Source organism: Pseudomarimonas arenosa (genome assembly GCF_014841215.1).
Classification (GTDB): domain Bacteria; phylum Pseudomonadota; class Gammaproteobacteria; order Xanthomonadales; family Xanthomonadaceae; genus Pseudomarimonas; species Pseudomarimonas arenosa.
Genome location: NZ_JACYTR010000011.1, coordinates 118,057 through 134,546, shown reverse-complemented (window position 1 = coordinate 134,546; position 16,490 = coordinate 118,057). Strand labels below are relative to the sequence as shown.

Genomic DNA, 16,490 nt, shown 5'->3' with positions numbered 1-16,490 from the left:
CGAGCGTAGCGAAGGCGCAGGCTACGAAGTAGCCGTTGCTGCGTAGCAGCCGACCGAGCGTAGCGAAGGCGCAGGCTACGAAGTAGCCGTTGCTGCGTAGCAGCCGAACAACGCGGCAATCGGTGCAAAGGACCTCAGGGCGAATGCCCTGCGTAGCCGCGCAGAGGCCGAATGAGGGCCGTGCCAGCGGCGAAAGACCGCGAGCACGTTGTCATCCAGCGAGAATTGTTCGAGAACGTTGCTGTGCCTGGGCTGGCGGTGTCTTTCGGCGCGACCTCATGAAATATCCGGGTTAGGTCAAGACCCGCATCACACCTCGATCTGCGGTGGCGGTGCGTTGGCAGCGTCGCCGAATACATCGCGGTGAGCAAAGTACACCGCGATCGTGACCCAGGGAAGCAGCACGGTGATCAGCAGCATTGAGCCGAGCAATGGAATCCAGCTCAGCACCAGGCTGAGCAGGAAACTGATGACGAACACGGCCAGCAGGAACATCAGCAGCGCAGCGAGATTGTCGCGACAGGCCATCAGGCTTTGCTTGATCGCTTCCAGTGGTGCTGCCTCTCTCAACATGACGTTTGGTGTGGCGAAGAAAACCGCGGCATAGGCCAGCAGGCCCACTGCCAGAGCGATCACCACGAACACCAAGCCAGAAGTGCCGAGACTGAGTGCCAGGGCCTCGGGCTGATCGGTAGCGACACTGCCGAGGCCGCCGGCGAGCAGGGCGCCGCCCAGCATCCAGGCGGCCAGGATCGTCAGCAGTACGCCGGCAGCCAGGCCGGGCAGACATAGGGCGAGCATTTTCGGTAGCTTGCCCGGCTGACGAAACGCAGTGAACAGATGCTCGAACTCCGCCGGCTCGCCGCGGCGCTGCCGATCGGCGGCAAACATGATGCCGCCGTACAAGGTCTGAGCGAACACCGCAAAGGCCAGGAAACCAAGTAGCGGGATCATGGTCAACACCGCCAGCACCAGACCCATCAGCAGAAACGGGCCCGGGTTGCTGCGGATCAATTCGAAACTCTGCCGCAACCAGACGATACCGCGATCCGCTTCGACTCTTCGGAAGACCATGCCAAGCATCCTGCTTTGAACTCAGTGCGCTATTGTGCCCGCCGCTGCGGTCGGCGGCTATCGCAAGCCGTGCTAGGCTGCAAAGAAAAACGAGGGCTTGCCGATGCAACCCCTGATGTCGCGGTTACGTGCTGACTATGCGCTGGCTTCGGTGGCCTTCCTGGGTGCAGTGGCGACGGCCGCCATTCTGCCGTTTGCAGTGTACCGATTCTGGAATCGCGAATACTGGCAGGGCGCGGTGGATCTGCTGGTGGTGCTGGCCGTGGTGCTGCCGGTGATCTACGCCTGGCGCAGTGGCCGCAATCGCGGTGCCTTCCTGCTTATTCTGCTGGGAGGCTGGATCGGGTCGCTGGCGATCACCCAGATGGTGGGCCTGGCCGGTCACTACTGGGTCTACGGCTATCTGGTGATGACCTTCGTCCTGGCAGAGCTTTCTGTGGCAGTGATCGCCGGGCTGTCATTGGTCCTGGTCACCTGCATTCTCGGCGCCGGGATGGAAACGCCGATCATGCGTTTCTCCTACGCCGCCACCGCTGTGCTGGTGGTGTTTCTGTCGGCGATCGGCGCCTTCCAGGTAGCCAAGCAGCGTCGTCTGCTGGAGCGTCTGGCCTCCACCGATCCGCTGACCGGTGCGCTCAATCGTCGTCAGATGGCAGTTGATCTGGCGCACGAGGTGAATGTTGCCGGCCGCGGTGGGGCGCTGCCGGCCGTGCTTATCCTCGATCTTGATCATTTCAAGCAGATCAACGATCAGTTCGGTCACGAGATGGGTGACCGAGTGCTGGTGGAATTCTCCAATGTGGTGCGCGAACTGGTGCGGCGTTCCGATCGTCTCTATCGCATCGGTGGTGAAGAGTTTCTGCTGTTGCTGCCAGCAATGGATGAGGCCGGCACCCGAGTGGTGGCGCAGAAGGTGGTGCAGCAGGTGGCCGATCGTCTGCGAGTGCCGGACCGAGCGGTAACCACGTCGGTGGGCGCCGCGCTGTGGAGTCGCGGCGAGCTGGTCTCGAGCTGGCTGGCGCGCGCGGACAGCGCGGTGTATCAGGCCAAGCAGGCCGGGCGAAACCGAGCCGTGCTGGCAGCAGCGCCGCAGCACAGGCCCTTACCGGCGCAGCAGAATCAAGGCCGCCGGCTCAGTGATGACGTTACCTGAGCGAGGCGTGGCAATAGGCAACGAAGCGCTGCAGCAGCTTGCGTGACCAGGGGGCCGGTCGCACGTCGGCCCACATCCCGCGCCAGTCGTGGCCCTCGGCCATCAGCTGCGGCCGGCGCGCGTGGATGTAGCCGCGTATGTGGCGGGTACTGAATTCAGGATGGAACTGTACACCCCACTGATGTGTGCCGAGACGGAACGCGTTGCAGCGTTCATGCGCGTTCTCGGCCAGCACAACGGCGCCGGGCGGTGGCTGCAGCACGGTCTGCATATGCGTGGTCTGGGCCAGAAAGCGCTTTGGCAGTCCGGCGAACAGTGGATCCCACGCCGCCTCGGCACGTAGTTCCACCGCTGCGCTGCCCATTTCCCGGCCCGCTGGGTGATAGCCGACCTCACCGCCAAAGGCGTGGGCGAGCAATTGATGGCCGTAGCAGATGCCGAGGAGCGGACCTTGCTGCTGTCGCAGCCACTCGGCGCAGGTCTCGCTCCAGGGCAAGCGTTCGCTGACCATGGCGCCGGAGCCGGTGATCATTACCCCTAACCAGTCGTTGCGCTGAGGCAGCGGTTGGCCCTCGGCTACCCGACAGAGTTCGACCTGCTGTGGACGCAGACGCGCTGCTACTCTGATCCAGTGCGGAAAGTCGCGCCAGCGGCGCAAGGACGGCAGAGGGCGACCGGTCTCGATGATCAGAAAGCGTGCCATGTTCACTGCGGAATGGAGTCAATCTTGTTTGGGTAGCACGGTGAGAACCTCGGCCACCGTGGTCTGGCCTGCGGCCACCTTCTGAGCTGCCGCCCAGTTCAAAGTTCGCATGCCTTGATCGACGGCGGCTGCGGTGAAACGCGACAGGTCCATGTCCGGGCGGATCTGCTGCCTGAGCGACTGATCGAGCTCAAGTAGCTCGTACAGGCCAACCCGGCCGCGAAAGCCGGTGTGCCGACACTCCACACAGCCGACGCCGATGTACCCTTCTGTGGACGGCGGTGTGGCGCTGCGTCCGATCAGGCTGGCCCAGTCGGCCGGCGGAATCGGATGCGGCTTCTTGCACAGATGGCACAGGGTGCGGACCAGGCGCTGCGCCAACACGCCGTTTAGTGTGCTGCCGATCAGGTAGTGCGGCACGCCCAGATCGAGCAGTCGGGTCAGCGCCGAAGGGGCGTCATTGGTGTGCAGGGTGGAAAGCACCAGATGGCCGGTCAGCGCCGCCTGCACGGCCATCTGCCCGGTTTCCAGATCGCGAATTTCGCCGATCATGATGATGTCGGGGTCCTGGCGCAGCAGGGTGCGTACGCCGGCGGCGAAGCTCAGCCCGATCTGATGCTGAACCTGCATCTGATTGAATTCGGGGTTGATCATCTCGATCGGGTCTTCCACCGTGCAGACATTGACCCGGCTGGTGGCCAGCCGCTGCAGGGTGGAATACAGCGTGGTGGTCTTGCCCGAGCCGGTCGGTCCGGTGACCAGGACGATGCCATGCGGCCGCCCGGTCAGTCGCTGCCAGCGTTCGCCCTCATCGGCATCGAAGCCCAGTTGCTCGATCGACTTCATTGCCGTGTCCGGATCGAACAGGCGCATCACGCATTTCTCGCCGAACGCGGTCGGCATGGTGGATAGGCGCATCTCCACCTCGCGTCCGGTCGGCGAGCGGGTCTTGATGCGGCCGTCCTGCGGTCGCCGCCGCTCGGCCAGGTCCATCCTTCCCAACACCTTGATTCGACTCACCGCTGCGGTCATCACGGCGGTCGGCATTTCGAACACCTTGTGCAACACACCATCGATGCGAAAGCGCACCTTGCTGGTATCGCGTCTGGGTTCCAGGTGGATATCCGAGGCACGCTGTTCCTGCGCGAACTGCAGCAGCCAGTCGACGATATGCACCACATGCTGATCGTCGGCCGTCAGGTCGCCGCTTTGGCCCAGGTCAACCAGTTGTTCAAAGCTGGGCAGGCCGGCCTGCTCGTTCTGGTGCTGTTTGGCGCCGCGCAATGAACGGGTGACACCATAGAACTCCATGGTGTAGCGGCTGAGATCCAGTGGGCTGCACAGGACCAGCTTGATCTCGCGCTTGAGAATGCCGCGCAGATCCTGTTGCCAATCCAGCGCGTGTGGCTCCGAGGTGGCGATGGTGACCGCCTTGGCGTCCACCGACAGCGGCAGGATGCGGTGCCGTTGGGCGTAGGACAGCGAGAACAGAGATGTGACGGTGGCGACCTCGACCCGGGTCGGGTCGATCCGAACATAGGGCAGCCCCTCGCGTCGGGCCAGCCATTGGGTCAGTTCTTCAATGCCCAGCGGCACATCGCGGCCGTCCTGCTCGGCACGACTGAGCTTGAGATCGGCCAGCAGTACCAGTGGGTGCATGTCACGGTTGCGCTGCTCACTGCCGGTGGCGCGGGCCCGGGCGAGATCGTTCTGTCGAATCAAGCCGTCGGCCAACAGATCGCGTACCAGGGGCGCAAGCTGCAGACGGTGGCGCGGCCCTGATGCGCTGATCTGTCGCGACACGGGGGATGGAGCTGGCATACGCGTGCGGCCCCTGCAATCCTTAAAGAAACCTCGGCCCGGCAAGTCTGACCGGGTGCTTGCTGGCTATACTACGACGCTCGCCGCAGCAAGAATCGAGCAGGCTTGCCCTCGTTCAGCCTTCCAGGCGGTGATGACGACTCGAACTGCACGCCATAAGGATGCCAGGCCGCCATGTCCGGACCGACATTTCAACAACTTATCCAAACGCTCAATCAGTACTGGGGCGAGCAAGGCTGTGTATTGATCCAGCCGCTTGATCTTGAAGTCGGCGCCGGTACCTTTCATCCGGCGACCTTCCTGCGCGCCCTGGGCCCCGAGCCCTGGAACGCGGCCTACGTGCAGCCGTCGCGGCGCCCGACCGATGGTCGCTACGGCGAAAACCCCAATCGTCTGCAGCATTACTACCAGTACCAGGTGGTGATGAAGCCGAACCCGGATGACATCGTCGAGCGCTATTTCGGCTCGCTGAAGGCGCTTGGGCTCGACCCCCTGGTGCACGACCTCAGATTGGTCGAAGACAACTGGGAATCGCCCACTTTGGGCGCCTGGGGGCTGGGCTGGGAGGTCTGGCTGAACGGCATGGAAGTCACCCAGTTCACCTATTTCCAGCAGGCCGGCGGCATCGAGTGCAAGCCGGTGACCGGGGAAATCACCTATGGTCTGGAACGCCTCTGCATGTATCTGCAGAGCGTCGACAATGTCTACGACCTGGTCTGGACCGAAGGCCCGCAGGGCGTGGTGACCTATGGCGATGTCTATCTGCAGAACGAGCGTGAGCAAAGCGCCTACAACTTCGAGCATGCCGACGTGGCCGAGCTGTTCCACCGCTTTGATGCCTGCGAGAAGGAAGCGCTGAAGCTGGTCGAGCTGGGCCTGCCGCTGCCGGCCTACGATCAGGTCTGCAAGGCCAGTCATAGTTTCAACCTGCTCGATGCGCGACGGGCGATTTCGGTCACCGAGCGGCAGCGCTTCATTCTGCGTGTGCGTACCTTGGCGCGCAGCGTGGCACAGAGCTATTACGAGCAGCGCGAGCGGCTGGGCTTTCCCGGCCTGAAGCAGGAGGCAGGGCAATGAGCATGGGAAGCGGATTGAGTCTGGCGCCGCGCGCAGAAGACGGCACGCCGAAGCCAACCAGCAAGGAAGGCCTGCTGGACAAGGCGCTGCTGGTGGAGCTCGGCACCGAGGAGCTGCCGGTCAAGGCCTTGCCTGGGCTGGCGCAAGCCTTTGTCGACGGCATTGTTGCCGGACTGGAGCGACGCGGCTTCAAACACGGCGAGCCACGCGTGCTGTACAGCCCGCGCCGGCTGGCCGCGCTGATCAGTGGCGTGTCGCCGCGCCAGCCGGAACAGAAGACCGAACGACGCGGGCCGGCGATCAGCCAGGCCTTCGATGCCGATGGTGAGCCCAGCAAGGCCGTCGTAGGCTTTGCTGCCTCCTGTGGCGTGACCATCGACAAGCTGGAGCGCCTACATACCGACAAGGGCGCCTGGTTCGTGTTTCGCAGTGTCACCCCGGGCGCCGCCCTCGATGCCTTGATCGGCGACATCGTCAACGAAGCGATTGCCGCCATGCCGATCCCCAAGCCGATGCGCTGGGGCAATCGCGAGGTCGGTTTTGCCCGGCCGGTGCATTGGCTGCTGATGATGCACGGCGAGCGCATCCTCAATGGTCAGGCGCTGGGCATCAAGGCCGATCGCATGACCCGTGGTCACCGATTCATGGCGCCCAAGCCGATCTGGGTGGCGCGCGCGGAGGATTACGTCGACGTACTGCGCGATGCCAAGGTGCTGGTCGATCCGGACGAGCGGCGCCAACAGGTTCGCTCCGAGGTCACCCGGGCAACTCAGCTGCTGGCCGGGCGTGCGCACATCGACGCTGGCATTCTTGAAGAGGTCAATTGTCTCAATGAGTGGCCGGTAGCGGTGCTGTGCAGCTTTGAGTCGCGCTTTCTGCGCGTGCCCCAGGAAGCTCTGATTCTCACCATGGAGGCCAATCAGAAGTTCTTTCCGGTGCTCGATCGACACGACAAGCTCGATTCGCATTTCATCGGTATTGCCAATGTGCAAAGCCGCGACGAAGTCGAGATCCGCAAGGGCTATGAGCGGGTGATCCGGCCACGCTTTGCTGATGCCGAGTTCTTCTTCGATGAGGACTGCAAGCAAGGCATCGAGGCGATGAACGAAGGCTTGGCGCAGGTCACCTATCAGCAGAAACTGGGTAGCTATGCCGATAAGGTGGGCCGCGTCGCGGCTCTGGCCGAGTCGCTGGCGCCGGCGCTGGGCGTCGATCCCGCCGAAGCGCGTCGTGCCGCCGAGCTGTCCAAGGCCGATCTGCAGTCACGCATGGTGGGTGAGTTCCCCGAGCTGCAAGGCGTGATGGGGCGGCACTATGCGCTGGCCGCCGGCTTGTCGGAGGCGATTGCCAGCGCGCTGGATGAGCAGTATCAGCCGCGCTTTGCTGGCGATGCCATCGCCGAATCGGCGCTCGGGCGCCTGCTGGCCATGGCCGAGCGGATCGACACCCTGGCCGGTGGCTTTGCCGCAGGTCTCAAGCCGACGGGCAACAAGGATCCGTTTGCTCTGCGCCGCGCCGCTTTGGCCCTGGCCCGCACCCAGATCGAAGGCGAAATCGAGTTTGATCTGGCCGCGGTGCTGCACCAGGCAGTGCAGCAATTGCCCACCGACCCGGGTGAAGTCGAGGCGGCCGAAATTCTCGATTTCGTCTTCGATCGGCTGCGCAGTTACTACGCTGAACAGGACATTCCAGCGCAGCACTTCGAGGCGGTGCTGGCCGTTCGGCCGACCTCGCTGCACGATTTTCAGCTGCGTATCGAGGCCATCGCCTCGTTCTCGCGCCTGGAGGATGCCGGCGCACTGGCGGCAGCCAACAAGCGTATCCGCAACATTCTGAAGAAGCAGGCCGACGAGCCGGTCGGCGCGGTCGATATCAAGGCCTTCCATGAAGACGCCGAGCGCGCGCTGTTCGCCGCCCTGGTCGGCGCTGAAAGCGACAACCGAGAAAAGCTGGAGTCGCGCGACTACGTGGCTGCATTGCGTCGCCTGGCGCGCCTGCGGCCGGAAGTCGACGCTTTCTTCGACGCCGTGATGGTGATGGTCGACGATGAAGCGCTGCGCCGAAACCGACTGGCCTTGTTGTCGCGCCTGTCGGCCAATTTCCTCGCCGTGGCTGACATCTCGTTGCTTTCCACGACCTGAGGGACTGTCGGACTTTCGCTCGACCGCGCCTTGGGTATGAAGGCTGGGTGGCTGGCGGTCGGGTCGGCGGTGGTTGGTTTCGCTTCACTTTGTCCACGCTATGCTGCCGATGGGTTCGCTTGGTCAAGGGTGATTGCGTGTCGGCCGCAGTAAGGCGATGGAACGCTGTGATCAGAAGGGCGGGACTGCTGGCGGCAGTCCTGGCCGGATCCGCAGTGGCGCAGTCGACCGCTGAACCCGACGTTGCTGCGGCGCAGCCGCTTGAATCGCCGCCATCGGAGCGGGTGCTGTGGCGCTTTGACGGCGTCGACTGGACTGGCATCGAACAGGAAGATCTGCTCGCCAATCTCAAGCGCAAGGTCAGTCTGGCCCGCCTGAAGCGCGGCACCTCGATCAGGCCCGAGCGCTTCGCCTATTTGCAGCGGCGTTTGCCGCGCGAGTTGCATGAGGCACTGCAGCCGTTCGGTTACTACAACGCCGAGGTCGAACTGAAGGTTAATCAGGGCGAGCAGTCGGTGGCGCTGGTGGCCGAAGTGCGACTGAATGAGCCGGTGCGGGTGCGGCGCCGTGATGTCGAAGTGCTGGGGCCTGGCGCCACGGATCGCAGCCTCGGCAATTTGATCAAGAAGTTCAAGCCGGGTGTCGGCGACGTCCTGCGACACCTGGACTACGAAACCAGCAAGGCCAATCTACAGCGCGTGTTGGCAGAGCGCGGCTATTTCGCCAGCGAATTGCTGGAAGCGCGTGTTGAAGTGCTGCGTGCACTGGATGTTGCTGACCTGCGTTTGCGCTGGGCCAGTGGGCCGCGCTTTCGATTCGGCGAGGTGACCTTCCAGGGCAGCCAGCTGGCGGAGGATTTTCTGCCGCCGCTGGTGCCATTTCGTCCCGACCAGCACTTCAACCAGCGTCAGCTGCTGGAGTTGCAGCGTCGACTCAGTGAGCTGGACTATTTCGATCGCATCGAAGTGAATGTGCGTGACCGTCCAGAGGATCAGTCATGGTCGACTGAGGAAGGTCCACCGATCGGTGTTGATGTGGCGCTCACGCCGGCGCCGCGCAACGTCTATCGGGCGGGTGCCAGCTACGGCACCGATACCGGAGCGGCGATCAAGCTGGGTTACGATCGTCGCTGGCTCAATGCTGCCGGTCACAAGTGGAACAGCGACGTTTTGTTCGGCGAGCAGCGTTCGGCAGCGTCATTCCGCTACCGCATCCCGGCGTTTGAGCGTTTTCGCGGCTGGTGGGTGCTGTCGACCGATCTGCGACAGGAGCCGTTTGGCAGCTTCGATCCCAGCATCTATGAAGCCGCAGTCAGTCGCGAGTTCAATTGGCGCGGCAACAATCTGGTGCTGGGCCTGCATGCGCGCCGCGAGGATCGCGACAGCGCGGGAGATCTGTTGATCTATCCGCAGGCCACGCTGGAGCGCAAGGTGATGGACGATCCGCTCTACCCCACGCGCGGATTCGCCTGGCGGGTGACCGGGCGCTGGGGGCTGGCGGAGCTGGGGTCGGATGTCGGCTTTCAGCAGTTGATCGCCAGCGCCGCCCTGGTACGCTCGTTTGGCGATTCCAATCGGCTGATCGCTCGAACCGATTTCGGCAACGTAAGGTTAAGTGACTTCGATCGCCTGCCGCTGTCGTTTCGGTTCTTCGCCGGCGGCGATCGCAGTCTGCGCGGTTATGGCTATCAGGAACTCAGCCCTCGTGATGCTGACGGTGAGCGAATCGGTGCGTCGAAGCTGTTCACTGCCAGTCTGGAATGGGAACACATGTTCGGTGCCGAATGGGGTATGGCGGTGTTCGTCGATGGCGGCAATGCCTTCAATGACTCGCTCGATCCGGCGTTGGGAGCGGGGGTGGGCGTGCGCTGGCGTTCGCCGGTTGGACCGGTGCGGGCGGATATCGCTCGCGGGCTGGACGGTCCGGATCAGGGTATTCGCCTGCACTTTACCTTGGGGCCGGATTTGTGAGTTCGCCGGGCGCCGTTACTGAACGTTCTGTTCCACGCGGGCGGCGCTGGTGGAGGCGCCTGCTATGGCTGCTTCTGGCGCTGTTGTTGCTCGCGAGTTCGCTGGGTGCCTGGTTGAGTCTGAGTGAATCCGGTCTGCGCTGGCTATGGTCGCAGCTGCGCGAGCAGCCGGTGCTGGCCGGGCTGCAGGTCGAAGGACTACGTGGGCGCCTGATCGGCCCGATCGAAATTGATCGAGTGAGCTGGCAACTGGTCGACGGCGAAATCATGGCCAGCAGGTTGTCGTTAGACTGGCAGCCGGCGGCGCTATGGCAGGACACCCTGCAATTGCAGTCGGTGTCGGTCGAGCGCCTGCATTGGCGGGCTGCCGAATCGACCGATGAGTCAGTCGCCCCGGCGGAGGCTGTCGGCAATAATCCAGGCTTCGCCTGGCGCTGGCCGTTTCCTGCATTGCCTCTTAGCATAGGCCTTGGGCGTTTGCATATTGCTCGGATCGAGCTCGATGGCGAGCCGTCCGTTAGCGAAACAATGGGTGAAGTGGCGCCAGCCGGCCTCTGGGTCGCTGACCTGCATGTGAGCGCCCGCTATGCTGCCGAGGGTCGGCTGGATGTGCACTCGCTCAGCCTGCGTTCGCCCTGGGCTGAGCTGATCGATGCCAAGGGCGATGGCAGTGCGGACGCGCCCTGGGTTCTCCGGGTCAGGACTGCCACGCCGCAGGCCTCCGAATGGACGCTGAGCGCCACCGCCAGTCAGCAGGCCTTGGCGTTTCGGCTGAGCGATGCGGTCGGGCAGGGCGAGATGGATGTGCATTGGTCATCGTCCGCACTGGATATCAAGCTCAGGGCCGATCGTTTTGATCTGCAGCGGCTGAGAATCGAGCAGGACTCGCCTCTGACCGCCAATCTGGCCTTGAACAGCGACTTTCAGCAGCTGATGGTTGAAGGTGATGCAGAGCTTGGTGAGCTAGCACTCGATCACCTCAACGCAGTGCTAAGTTGGGAGAATGATCTCAGCCAGGTGCAGATCGATACGCTGGCCTGGCAGTTGGCCGGAGGCGGGCAGGGCAAGGCCAGCGGCGCCGTGCATGGTTTGCAGCAGACCCCGGAGCTTGATATCAAGTGGAGCATCAGCGATCTGCCGCTGACGCTGGGCGTTGATGGAACATCGCCTGCAGGCAGCGATGCGGAGTCAGCGCCGCCCCGCCTGCTGCGTGCCGAGGGTGTGATTGCCGGCCCCTGGCAGCAGTTGCGTCTGGAAGGCAGTGCCGAACTACTGGCACTGGAACGCAGCTTGTCGGCCGTCTGGCGACTGCACTGGCAAGCGCCGTTGATCGAGATCGAGCGTCTTGAACTGCTGACCGCCCACGGCAGGGCCGACCTCAGCGGACGAATAGAACTTGCCGAGCAGGTCTCGACCCAGCTCAAGTTCAGCAGTGATGGGCTGGATCCGTTCTGGCTGTCTTCGCACTGGCAGGGGGAATTGGACGTGCAGGGGACCCTGGACCTGCAGCAAGCGGCCGATGGCTGGAGCGGCGAGCTAAAGGTCGGGCAGATTCGTGGCCAGATCAATGCACAGCGTTTCGATGGCCGCCTAGCCGTGCAGCTGCGCAACGATCAGCTGCACGCGGTGTCAGCGGAGCTGCGCGCCGGCAGCGGTCGGCTGGCGGTGAACACGGAGGAACGAGCACTGCGCCTGAGCGTCGACCAGTGGCGCCTCGATCCGTGGTGGCCCGATCTAGGCGGCACCCTGGATGGTGAGTTGAGCATGGGCGATTTTCGCCAGCTGCAGCAGTCCTCGCCCGCCGAGTGGCGCGACCTGCGATTCGACCTGCGCGGCGAGCGGTTGCAGGCTGTGGGGCATCGACTCAGCTTTGCGCACGTGCATGGCCGCTGGCCCGGGCCTGCGGACAACGGTTCGCTCGATCTTGAGTACCGCGGGCTGGCTCATCCCAGCCTGGGCGAATGGCGCGGCAGCATCAGTCTGGCCGGCCGGCCTGAAGACTACAGTGCGCAACTGCGGGCCGAACGAGATGACCTTGCGCTCACGCTGGCGGCAGCAGGTCGGCATCAGCAAGGGCAGGGCCGCCTCGACCTTGCGGCGCTCGGGCTGGAGTCGCAAGTGGCCGGACAATGGCTGCTGCAGGCGCCGGTTGAATTCGAGTATGGCCAGACACTGCGTCTGACTCCGGCCTGTCTGGGTGGCGATCTGGGTCAGCTCTGCGTGGCAATGACCTCTGCTGAATCAGGTCGAAACTGGACGTTGAGAGGCGAGACTCTGCAGCTCGATCGTCTGTTCGCCCTGGTCGCGCCCGACCGGGGTTTGGAGCTGCGCGGCGAGTTTGGTTTCGATCTCGAGGTCAGCGAGCGTGACTCCGTCTGGCGACCGGGCCCGATGCGCTTGAGCGGCGGCCCCGGGGAACTGCGCTCGCTCGATCAGGACGTGCAACTGCTGGGTTGGGATGTGATTGAACTTCGCGGTCAGAAGCTGCCGGATGCAGCGCTATGGCGCCTCGACGGTGCGTTGCGCAATGCGGCGGCAGGGTCGCTCGGGCTGCAGCTGGAGCTGCCCTTGGGCGAGCAACCTGACTTTTCAGCCATGCGTGGCCGCGTGCAGGTTGACTTGCGTCAGATAGCGGCCTTGCAGTTGCTGCTGCCGGATGTGGTCGGAGCCAGCGGCACCGCGCAGGGCCAGCTGAGCTGGGCGATGGACCAGCAGCCTCCGTTGAGTGGCGAATTGCGTCTGACCGAACTCGGCGGCAAGGTGCCGGCCCTGGGGGTCGAGTTCGCTGACTCCGAATTGACGGTGTTTGGCGCCGGCAACAGTTTCAATATCGACGGACAGTTGCGCAGTGGCGGCGGTCCGCTGAGGATCGAAGGAGAATGGCAGGCCGGTGGCGCGGCGCGGGTGCGCCTGGCTGGCCGGGACGTGCGATTGGCTGACACCCGGCGGCTGAAGATTGTCGCCAGTCCAGATGTGCAGATCAGCTGGCAGCAGGGTACGGCGAGGCTGGGCGGGCGGGTCGAGGTCAATGAGGCTCTGATCGACCTCGAGCGCATCGAGGCGGGCGAGACCCGATCCGCCGACGTGGTGGTGCTGGATCCACGATTCGAAGCCACCGGCATCCAGGCGCTGCCGATCCAAGTGGATCTGCAGCTGCAACTAGGTGAAGCGGTACGCTTGCAGGGCTTTGGCTTCGATGGCCGAATGGCCGGCAAGTTGCGCATCACCGAGCGGCCCGGCGAGGCCGCGCGCGGCCGCGGTTCCTTGAATCTGTTCGGCAAGTACAGTGCCTATGCCCAGGGCCTGGAGATCGAACGCGGTCGGCTGCTGTTTGCCAACGGCCCGCTCGACAACCCGGGCATCGAACTGCGGGCGATGCGCAAGGTGCGGCAGGACAAGGTGGGTATCGAGGTGCGTGGGCCGGCGCTGGCGCCCAGTCTGGATCTATGGTCGGAGCCGCCGATGAACCAGGCTGAAGCCTTGTCCCTGCTGGTGCTGGGGCAACCACTGAGCTCGGCCAGTTCAGCTGATGGCGCACAGCTCGGTCAGGCAGCGGCAGCGATGGGCGGAAATCTGCTGGCAGCGAGGGTGGGCGGGCGCCTGGGTCTGGATACCTTCGGTGTCTCCGACTCGAGTTCAATCGGCGCGGCTTTCACCGTTGGCAAGTACCTGTCGCCGCGCCTGTACCTCGCCTACGGCGTTGCCTTGTTCGAAGATGCTAGTGCGGTCACCGTGCGTTATCTGATCAGCGACCGCCTGGATCTGGAGCTGGAATCCAGCCGCGAAAGCCGGGCAGGCATCAACTACCGGGTGGAACGCTGACCCCATCTTTCTAAGCCTGCGCTGAACGAGCGCCGCTGAGCGTCGGCGCAAAGCGTCCCACAATCGAGATACTGGCGCCGCTTCTCTTTGCCGATGCACAGGATGAAGTCCGAGCGCTGGGGGTTGGAGCATTTGCCCTCCAGCCGGTTAAACTCCGGGGTTTGACCCGATCGGCGCCGCTCGGCGCTACCGTCAACCCCATCGACAGTCAGAACCGCAGGAGCTACTTGATGCGCGCGCCGCTAGTGATCGCTATTTCCGCTGCTTTGCTCATCGTTGGCTGTGGCCAACAATCGACCAGCAACCAAACGCAGCAAGCCCCTGTGCAGCAGGCCCCAGCGGGTCCGCCGCCGGTACCGGCGTCTGCCACCGCGGTGCGCGGCTCATTGTCGATCGAGGGACTGAACGATCTGCCCGGCGGCCTCAGCCTGCGTCTTCGCCTGCTGGACATGAGCGATCCGTCGATCGTGCCTCCAGTGATGGCCGAGCGAGTGGAGCCGGCGCCGGCCAGCCTGCCCTACACCTATGCGTTGCCCTATGAAACGGCCAGCGTCAATCCGCAAGGGAAGTATGTGATCGAAGCGGCACTGCTGACCGGCGATGTGGTGCTGTACGGCACCGACAACCCGCCGGCGGTACTGGCTCAAGGCGCGCCCGACCGCGCTGACATCGCCCTGGTGCGCGGTGGCGGCCTGCCGGCTCCCAACATTCCGCCGGCCGACCTGCTGAAGCAGGAATTCGACAAGCTGGAGCGCTCGATCGGCGGCATGAAGCGCTACAACGGCGAGAGCATCGAGGACGACATCACCGTGGGTTGGGATGCCTTTGCCGATTCCAGTGGTGTGCGTTTCGCCCGCCAGGTGATCGACTATCCGAAGACCGGCCAGGTCTCGTTCCGCTTTGCCTACAAGAACGGCCAGCCCTGGGTGCTGGTGCGCGAGAAGAGTGGTGTGGCCGCCCATGTCGGCTGGGGCAAGGACGGCAGTCTGGTGCTGAATCGCGATGTCAACGACAAGCCGATGGAAGAGGCTGATATCGCCGAGCTGAAAGCGATGGCAGAAAAGCTCTACGCCCAGGCCAGCGCCAAGGTGAAGTAAGCCCCCGCTGCGCTCTGATCCACTGCGAGGCGCCTTCGGGCGCCTCCTTCACATTCGGTTCGCGTCGCGATCACTGCCGCGCCACTAGGCTCCACACTGGTGTCGCTGGCCGTTTTTGCTTGCCGCGAAGGCGCGCCAGTTCTATCATTCCGCGACTTTGCGGCCAGTGAATTCTGGCCGTTGGGCTCCCGGGGGCCTGGCCATGATCGAGCAATATGCTCCGGCTGCAGACAGTGGGGAAGCGAGGTTGGTCGTACGGCCCAATCGCTCGCTTGACCCGCGGCAATTGCGCTGGATATCGCTGGGTCTGGTGGTCTTGGTGGTGCCGGTGGCGGTATACAGCGGCTGGCAGGGCAATGTGTTTGCGCCGGCATTTGCAGTGCTTGAGCTGATCGCGGTGATCGGTTGCATGCATTGGGTTTGGCGGCAGGGGCAGCGGCTTGAGGTGATTGCGGTGGCGCGCAATCGGCTTTCGGTGCGGCGGCTGCCGGAGATGGCCGATCAGTTTGCTGCCCATCCGGCCTGGGTTCGGCTGGATGTGGAGGCAGGGCGCTTGTGGTTGCGCTCGGGTCGGCGAAAGCAGGAAATCGGTGAGTGCTTGAGCGAGCACGAACGCAGAACATTGGCCGAGCGCATGGCCGAACTCTTGCGCTGGGCGTCGAGACCGGCATAGCCGGCGCTGACGTTAGGACGGAACAATTCGAATGAAGACGTGGTGGAGTAAGCGAATGAAGTCGGCCGGAAAGCTCGGGCTTTGGAGTCTTGCGGTGTCCGCGATGTTGATGGCCGGCGCGGCCATTGCCAATCCGGAGCCCATGCAGCTCAACATGACGACCGGCGTCACTGACGTCGCCGGTAAGGTTTACGACCTGCACATGTTGATCTTCCTGATCTGCGTGGCGATCGGCGTCGTCGTGTTCGGCGCCATGGTGATCGCGATGATCCGCTTCCGGAAGTCGAAAGGTGCGGTGGCGGCCACGTGGAGCCACAACACCACGGCTGAAGTCATCTGGACCGTTGTGCCGATCCTGATCCTGGTCGGCATGGCCATTCCGGCCACCAAGGTGTTGTTCGAAATCGACGATGTGTCGGGTTCGGAAATGACCGTCAAGGTCACCGGCTACCAGTGGATGTGGCGCTACGAGATCCTCAACTACAAGGATCAGCCGACCAGCGTGCAGTTCGTCAGCCGCCTCGATCGCGAAAGTGACCGCATCCGCCAGCTCAATTCGGGCGAAGCGCCCAGTCTGGACGGCCACCCGAACTATCTGCTCGATGTCGACAAGCCGCTGATCCTGCCGACGGATACCAAGATCCGTTTCGTGATCACCGCGGATGACGTCATCCATGCCTGGTGGGTACCGAGCCTGGGCTGGAAGCAGGACGCCATCCCCGGTGTGATCAACGAAGCCTGGACCCGGATCAACACCCCGGGCACCTATCGCGGCCAGTGTGCCGAGCTTTGCGGCAAGGACCACGGCTTTATGCCGATCGTCGTCAAGGCGGTGTCGCGGGCCGAGTTTGAAACTTACCTGGCCGGCGAGATGGCCGCCCGCGACGACGCCGCGCGCACCGCGCAGACGTCGGTCACCGTGCCCGCCAAGGGCTGATCCAGACACACGAGCTTAGAGGT

The 16,490-nt window shown here is 63.8% G+C and carries 11 protein-coding genes; 8 read left to right on the top strand and 3 right to left on the bottom strand.

Annotation, left to right across the window (positions count from 1 at the left end; genetic code table 11):
- Positions 1 to 309: 309 nt before the first annotated feature.
- On the bottom strand, positions 310 to 1,074 hold the full coding sequence (locus IFO71_RS08250; protein ID WP_192029074.1) for a BPSS1780 family membrane protein: 765 nt from the start codon (positions 1,072 to 1,074) through the stop codon (positions 310 to 312).
- Positions 1,075 to 1,189: 115 nt separating this feature from the next.
- Between IFO71_RS08250 and IFO71_RS08245 the strand changes: the two genes are divergently transcribed.
- Positions 1,190 to 2,227, top strand: a complete 1,038-nt coding sequence (locus IFO71_RS08245; RefSeq protein WP_192029073.1) for a GGDEF domain-containing protein — start codon at positions 1,190 to 1,192, stop codon at positions 2,225 to 2,227.
- On the opposite strand, the gene IFO71_RS08240 is transcribed toward IFO71_RS08245, so the two are convergent.
- Together IFO71_RS08240 and IFO71_RS08235 are read right to left on the bottom strand one after the other, a co-directional pair.
- Positions 2,220 to 2,936 (bottom strand): glutamine amidotransferase, encoded by a 717-nt coding sequence (locus IFO71_RS08240; protein WP_192029072.1) that lies wholly within the window; start codon positions 2,934 to 2,936, stop codon positions 2,220 to 2,222. The two genes, IFO71_RS08245 and IFO71_RS08240, sit on opposite strands and share 8 nt — an antisense overlap.
- Positions 2,937 to 2,948: 12 nt before the next feature.
- Positions 2,949 to 4,751, bottom strand: a complete 1,803-nt coding sequence (locus IFO71_RS08235) for a GspE/PulE family protein (RefSeq protein WP_192029071.1) — start codon at positions 4,749 to 4,751, stop codon at positions 2,949 to 2,951.
- A gap of 174 nt (positions 4,752 to 4,925) precedes the next feature.
- Here IFO71_RS08235 and glyQ point away from each other — a divergent pair, with 174 nt between their 5' ends.
- From glyQ to coxB, 7 genes are all read left to right on the top strand, one after another.
- Positions 4,926 to 5,828, top strand: a complete 903-nt coding sequence (gene glyQ / locus IFO71_RS08230; protein WP_192029070.1) for a glycine--tRNA ligase subunit alpha — start codon at positions 4,926 to 4,928, stop codon at positions 5,826 to 5,828.
- Positions 5,825 to 7,969, top strand: coding sequence for a glycine--tRNA ligase subunit beta (gene glyS, locus IFO71_RS08225; RefSeq protein ID WP_225444487.1), 2,145 nt, complete (start codon positions 5,825 to 5,827; stop codon positions 7,967 to 7,969). Before glyQ ends, glyS begins: the two co-directional genes overlap by 4 nt.
- A 215-nt stretch (positions 7,970 to 8,184) precedes the next feature.
- Positions 8,185 to 9,939, top strand: a complete 1,755-nt coding sequence (locus IFO71_RS08220; RefSeq protein WP_192029069.1) for an autotransporter assembly complex protein TamA — start codon at positions 8,185 to 8,187, stop codon at positions 9,937 to 9,939.
- Positions 9,940 to 10,025: 86 nt separating this feature from the next.
- Positions 10,026 to 13,760 carry a translocation/assembly module TamB domain-containing protein gene (locus IFO71_RS08215; protein WP_192029068.1) on the top strand — a complete coding sequence of 1,245 codons (3,735 nt, stop codon included), beginning with the start codon at positions 10,026 to 10,028 and terminating at the stop codon, positions 13,758 to 13,760.
- 230 nt (positions 13,761 to 13,990) lie between these two features.
- Positions 13,991 to 14,857 carry a YbaY family lipoprotein gene (locus tag IFO71_RS08210; protein ID WP_192029067.1) on the top strand — a complete coding sequence of 289 codons (867 nt, stop codon included), beginning with the start codon at positions 13,991 to 13,993 and terminating at the stop codon, positions 14,855 to 14,857.
- Positions 14,858 to 15,059: 202 nt separating this feature from the next.
- Positions 15,060 to 15,530: a DUF2244 domain-containing protein gene (locus IFO71_RS08205; protein ID WP_192029066.1), complete on the top strand. Its 471-nt coding sequence runs from the start codon at positions 15,060 to 15,062 to the stop codon at positions 15,528 to 15,530.
- A 103-nt stretch (positions 15,531 to 15,633) separates the two neighbouring features.
- The gene (gene coxB / locus IFO71_RS08200; RefSeq protein ID WP_425502883.1) at positions 15,634 to 16,467 is read left to right on the top strand and encodes a cytochrome c oxidase subunit II; all 834 of its coding nucleotides are present in this window, start codon (positions 15,634 to 15,636) and stop codon (positions 16,465 to 16,467) included.
- Positions 16,468 to 16,490: the final 23 nt, after the last annotated feature.

Coding starts and splice junctions, on each gene's coding strand:
- IFO71_RS08250 (WP_192029074.1), bottom strand. CDS start 1,074: ATGGTCTTCCGAAGAGTCGAAGCGGATCGCGGTATCGTCTGGTTGCGG.
- IFO71_RS08245 (WP_192029073.1), top strand. CDS start 1,190: ATGTCGCGGTTACGTGCTGACTATGCGCTGGCTTCGGTGGCCTTCCTG.
- IFO71_RS08235 (WP_192029071.1), bottom strand. CDS start 4,751: ATGCCAGCTCCATCCCCCGTGTCGCGACAGATCAGCGCATCAGGGCCG.
- glyQ (WP_192029070.1), top strand. CDS start 4,926: ATGTCCGGACCGACATTTCAACAACTTATCCAAACGCTCAATCAGTAC.
- glyS (WP_225444487.1), top strand. CDS start 5,825: ATGAGCATGGGAAGCGGATTGAGTCTGGCGCCGCGCGCAGAAGACGGC.
- IFO71_RS08210 (WP_192029067.1), top strand. CDS start 13,991: ATGCGCGCGCCGCTAGTGATCGCTATTTCCGCTGCTTTGCTCATCGTT.
- IFO71_RS08205 (WP_192029066.1), top strand. CDS start 15,060: ATGATCGAGCAATATGCTCCGGCTGCAGACAGTGGGGAAGCGAGGTTG.
- coxB (WP_425502883.1), top strand. CDS start 15,634: ATGTTGATGGCCGGCGCGGCCATTGCCAATCCGGAGCCCATGCAGCTC.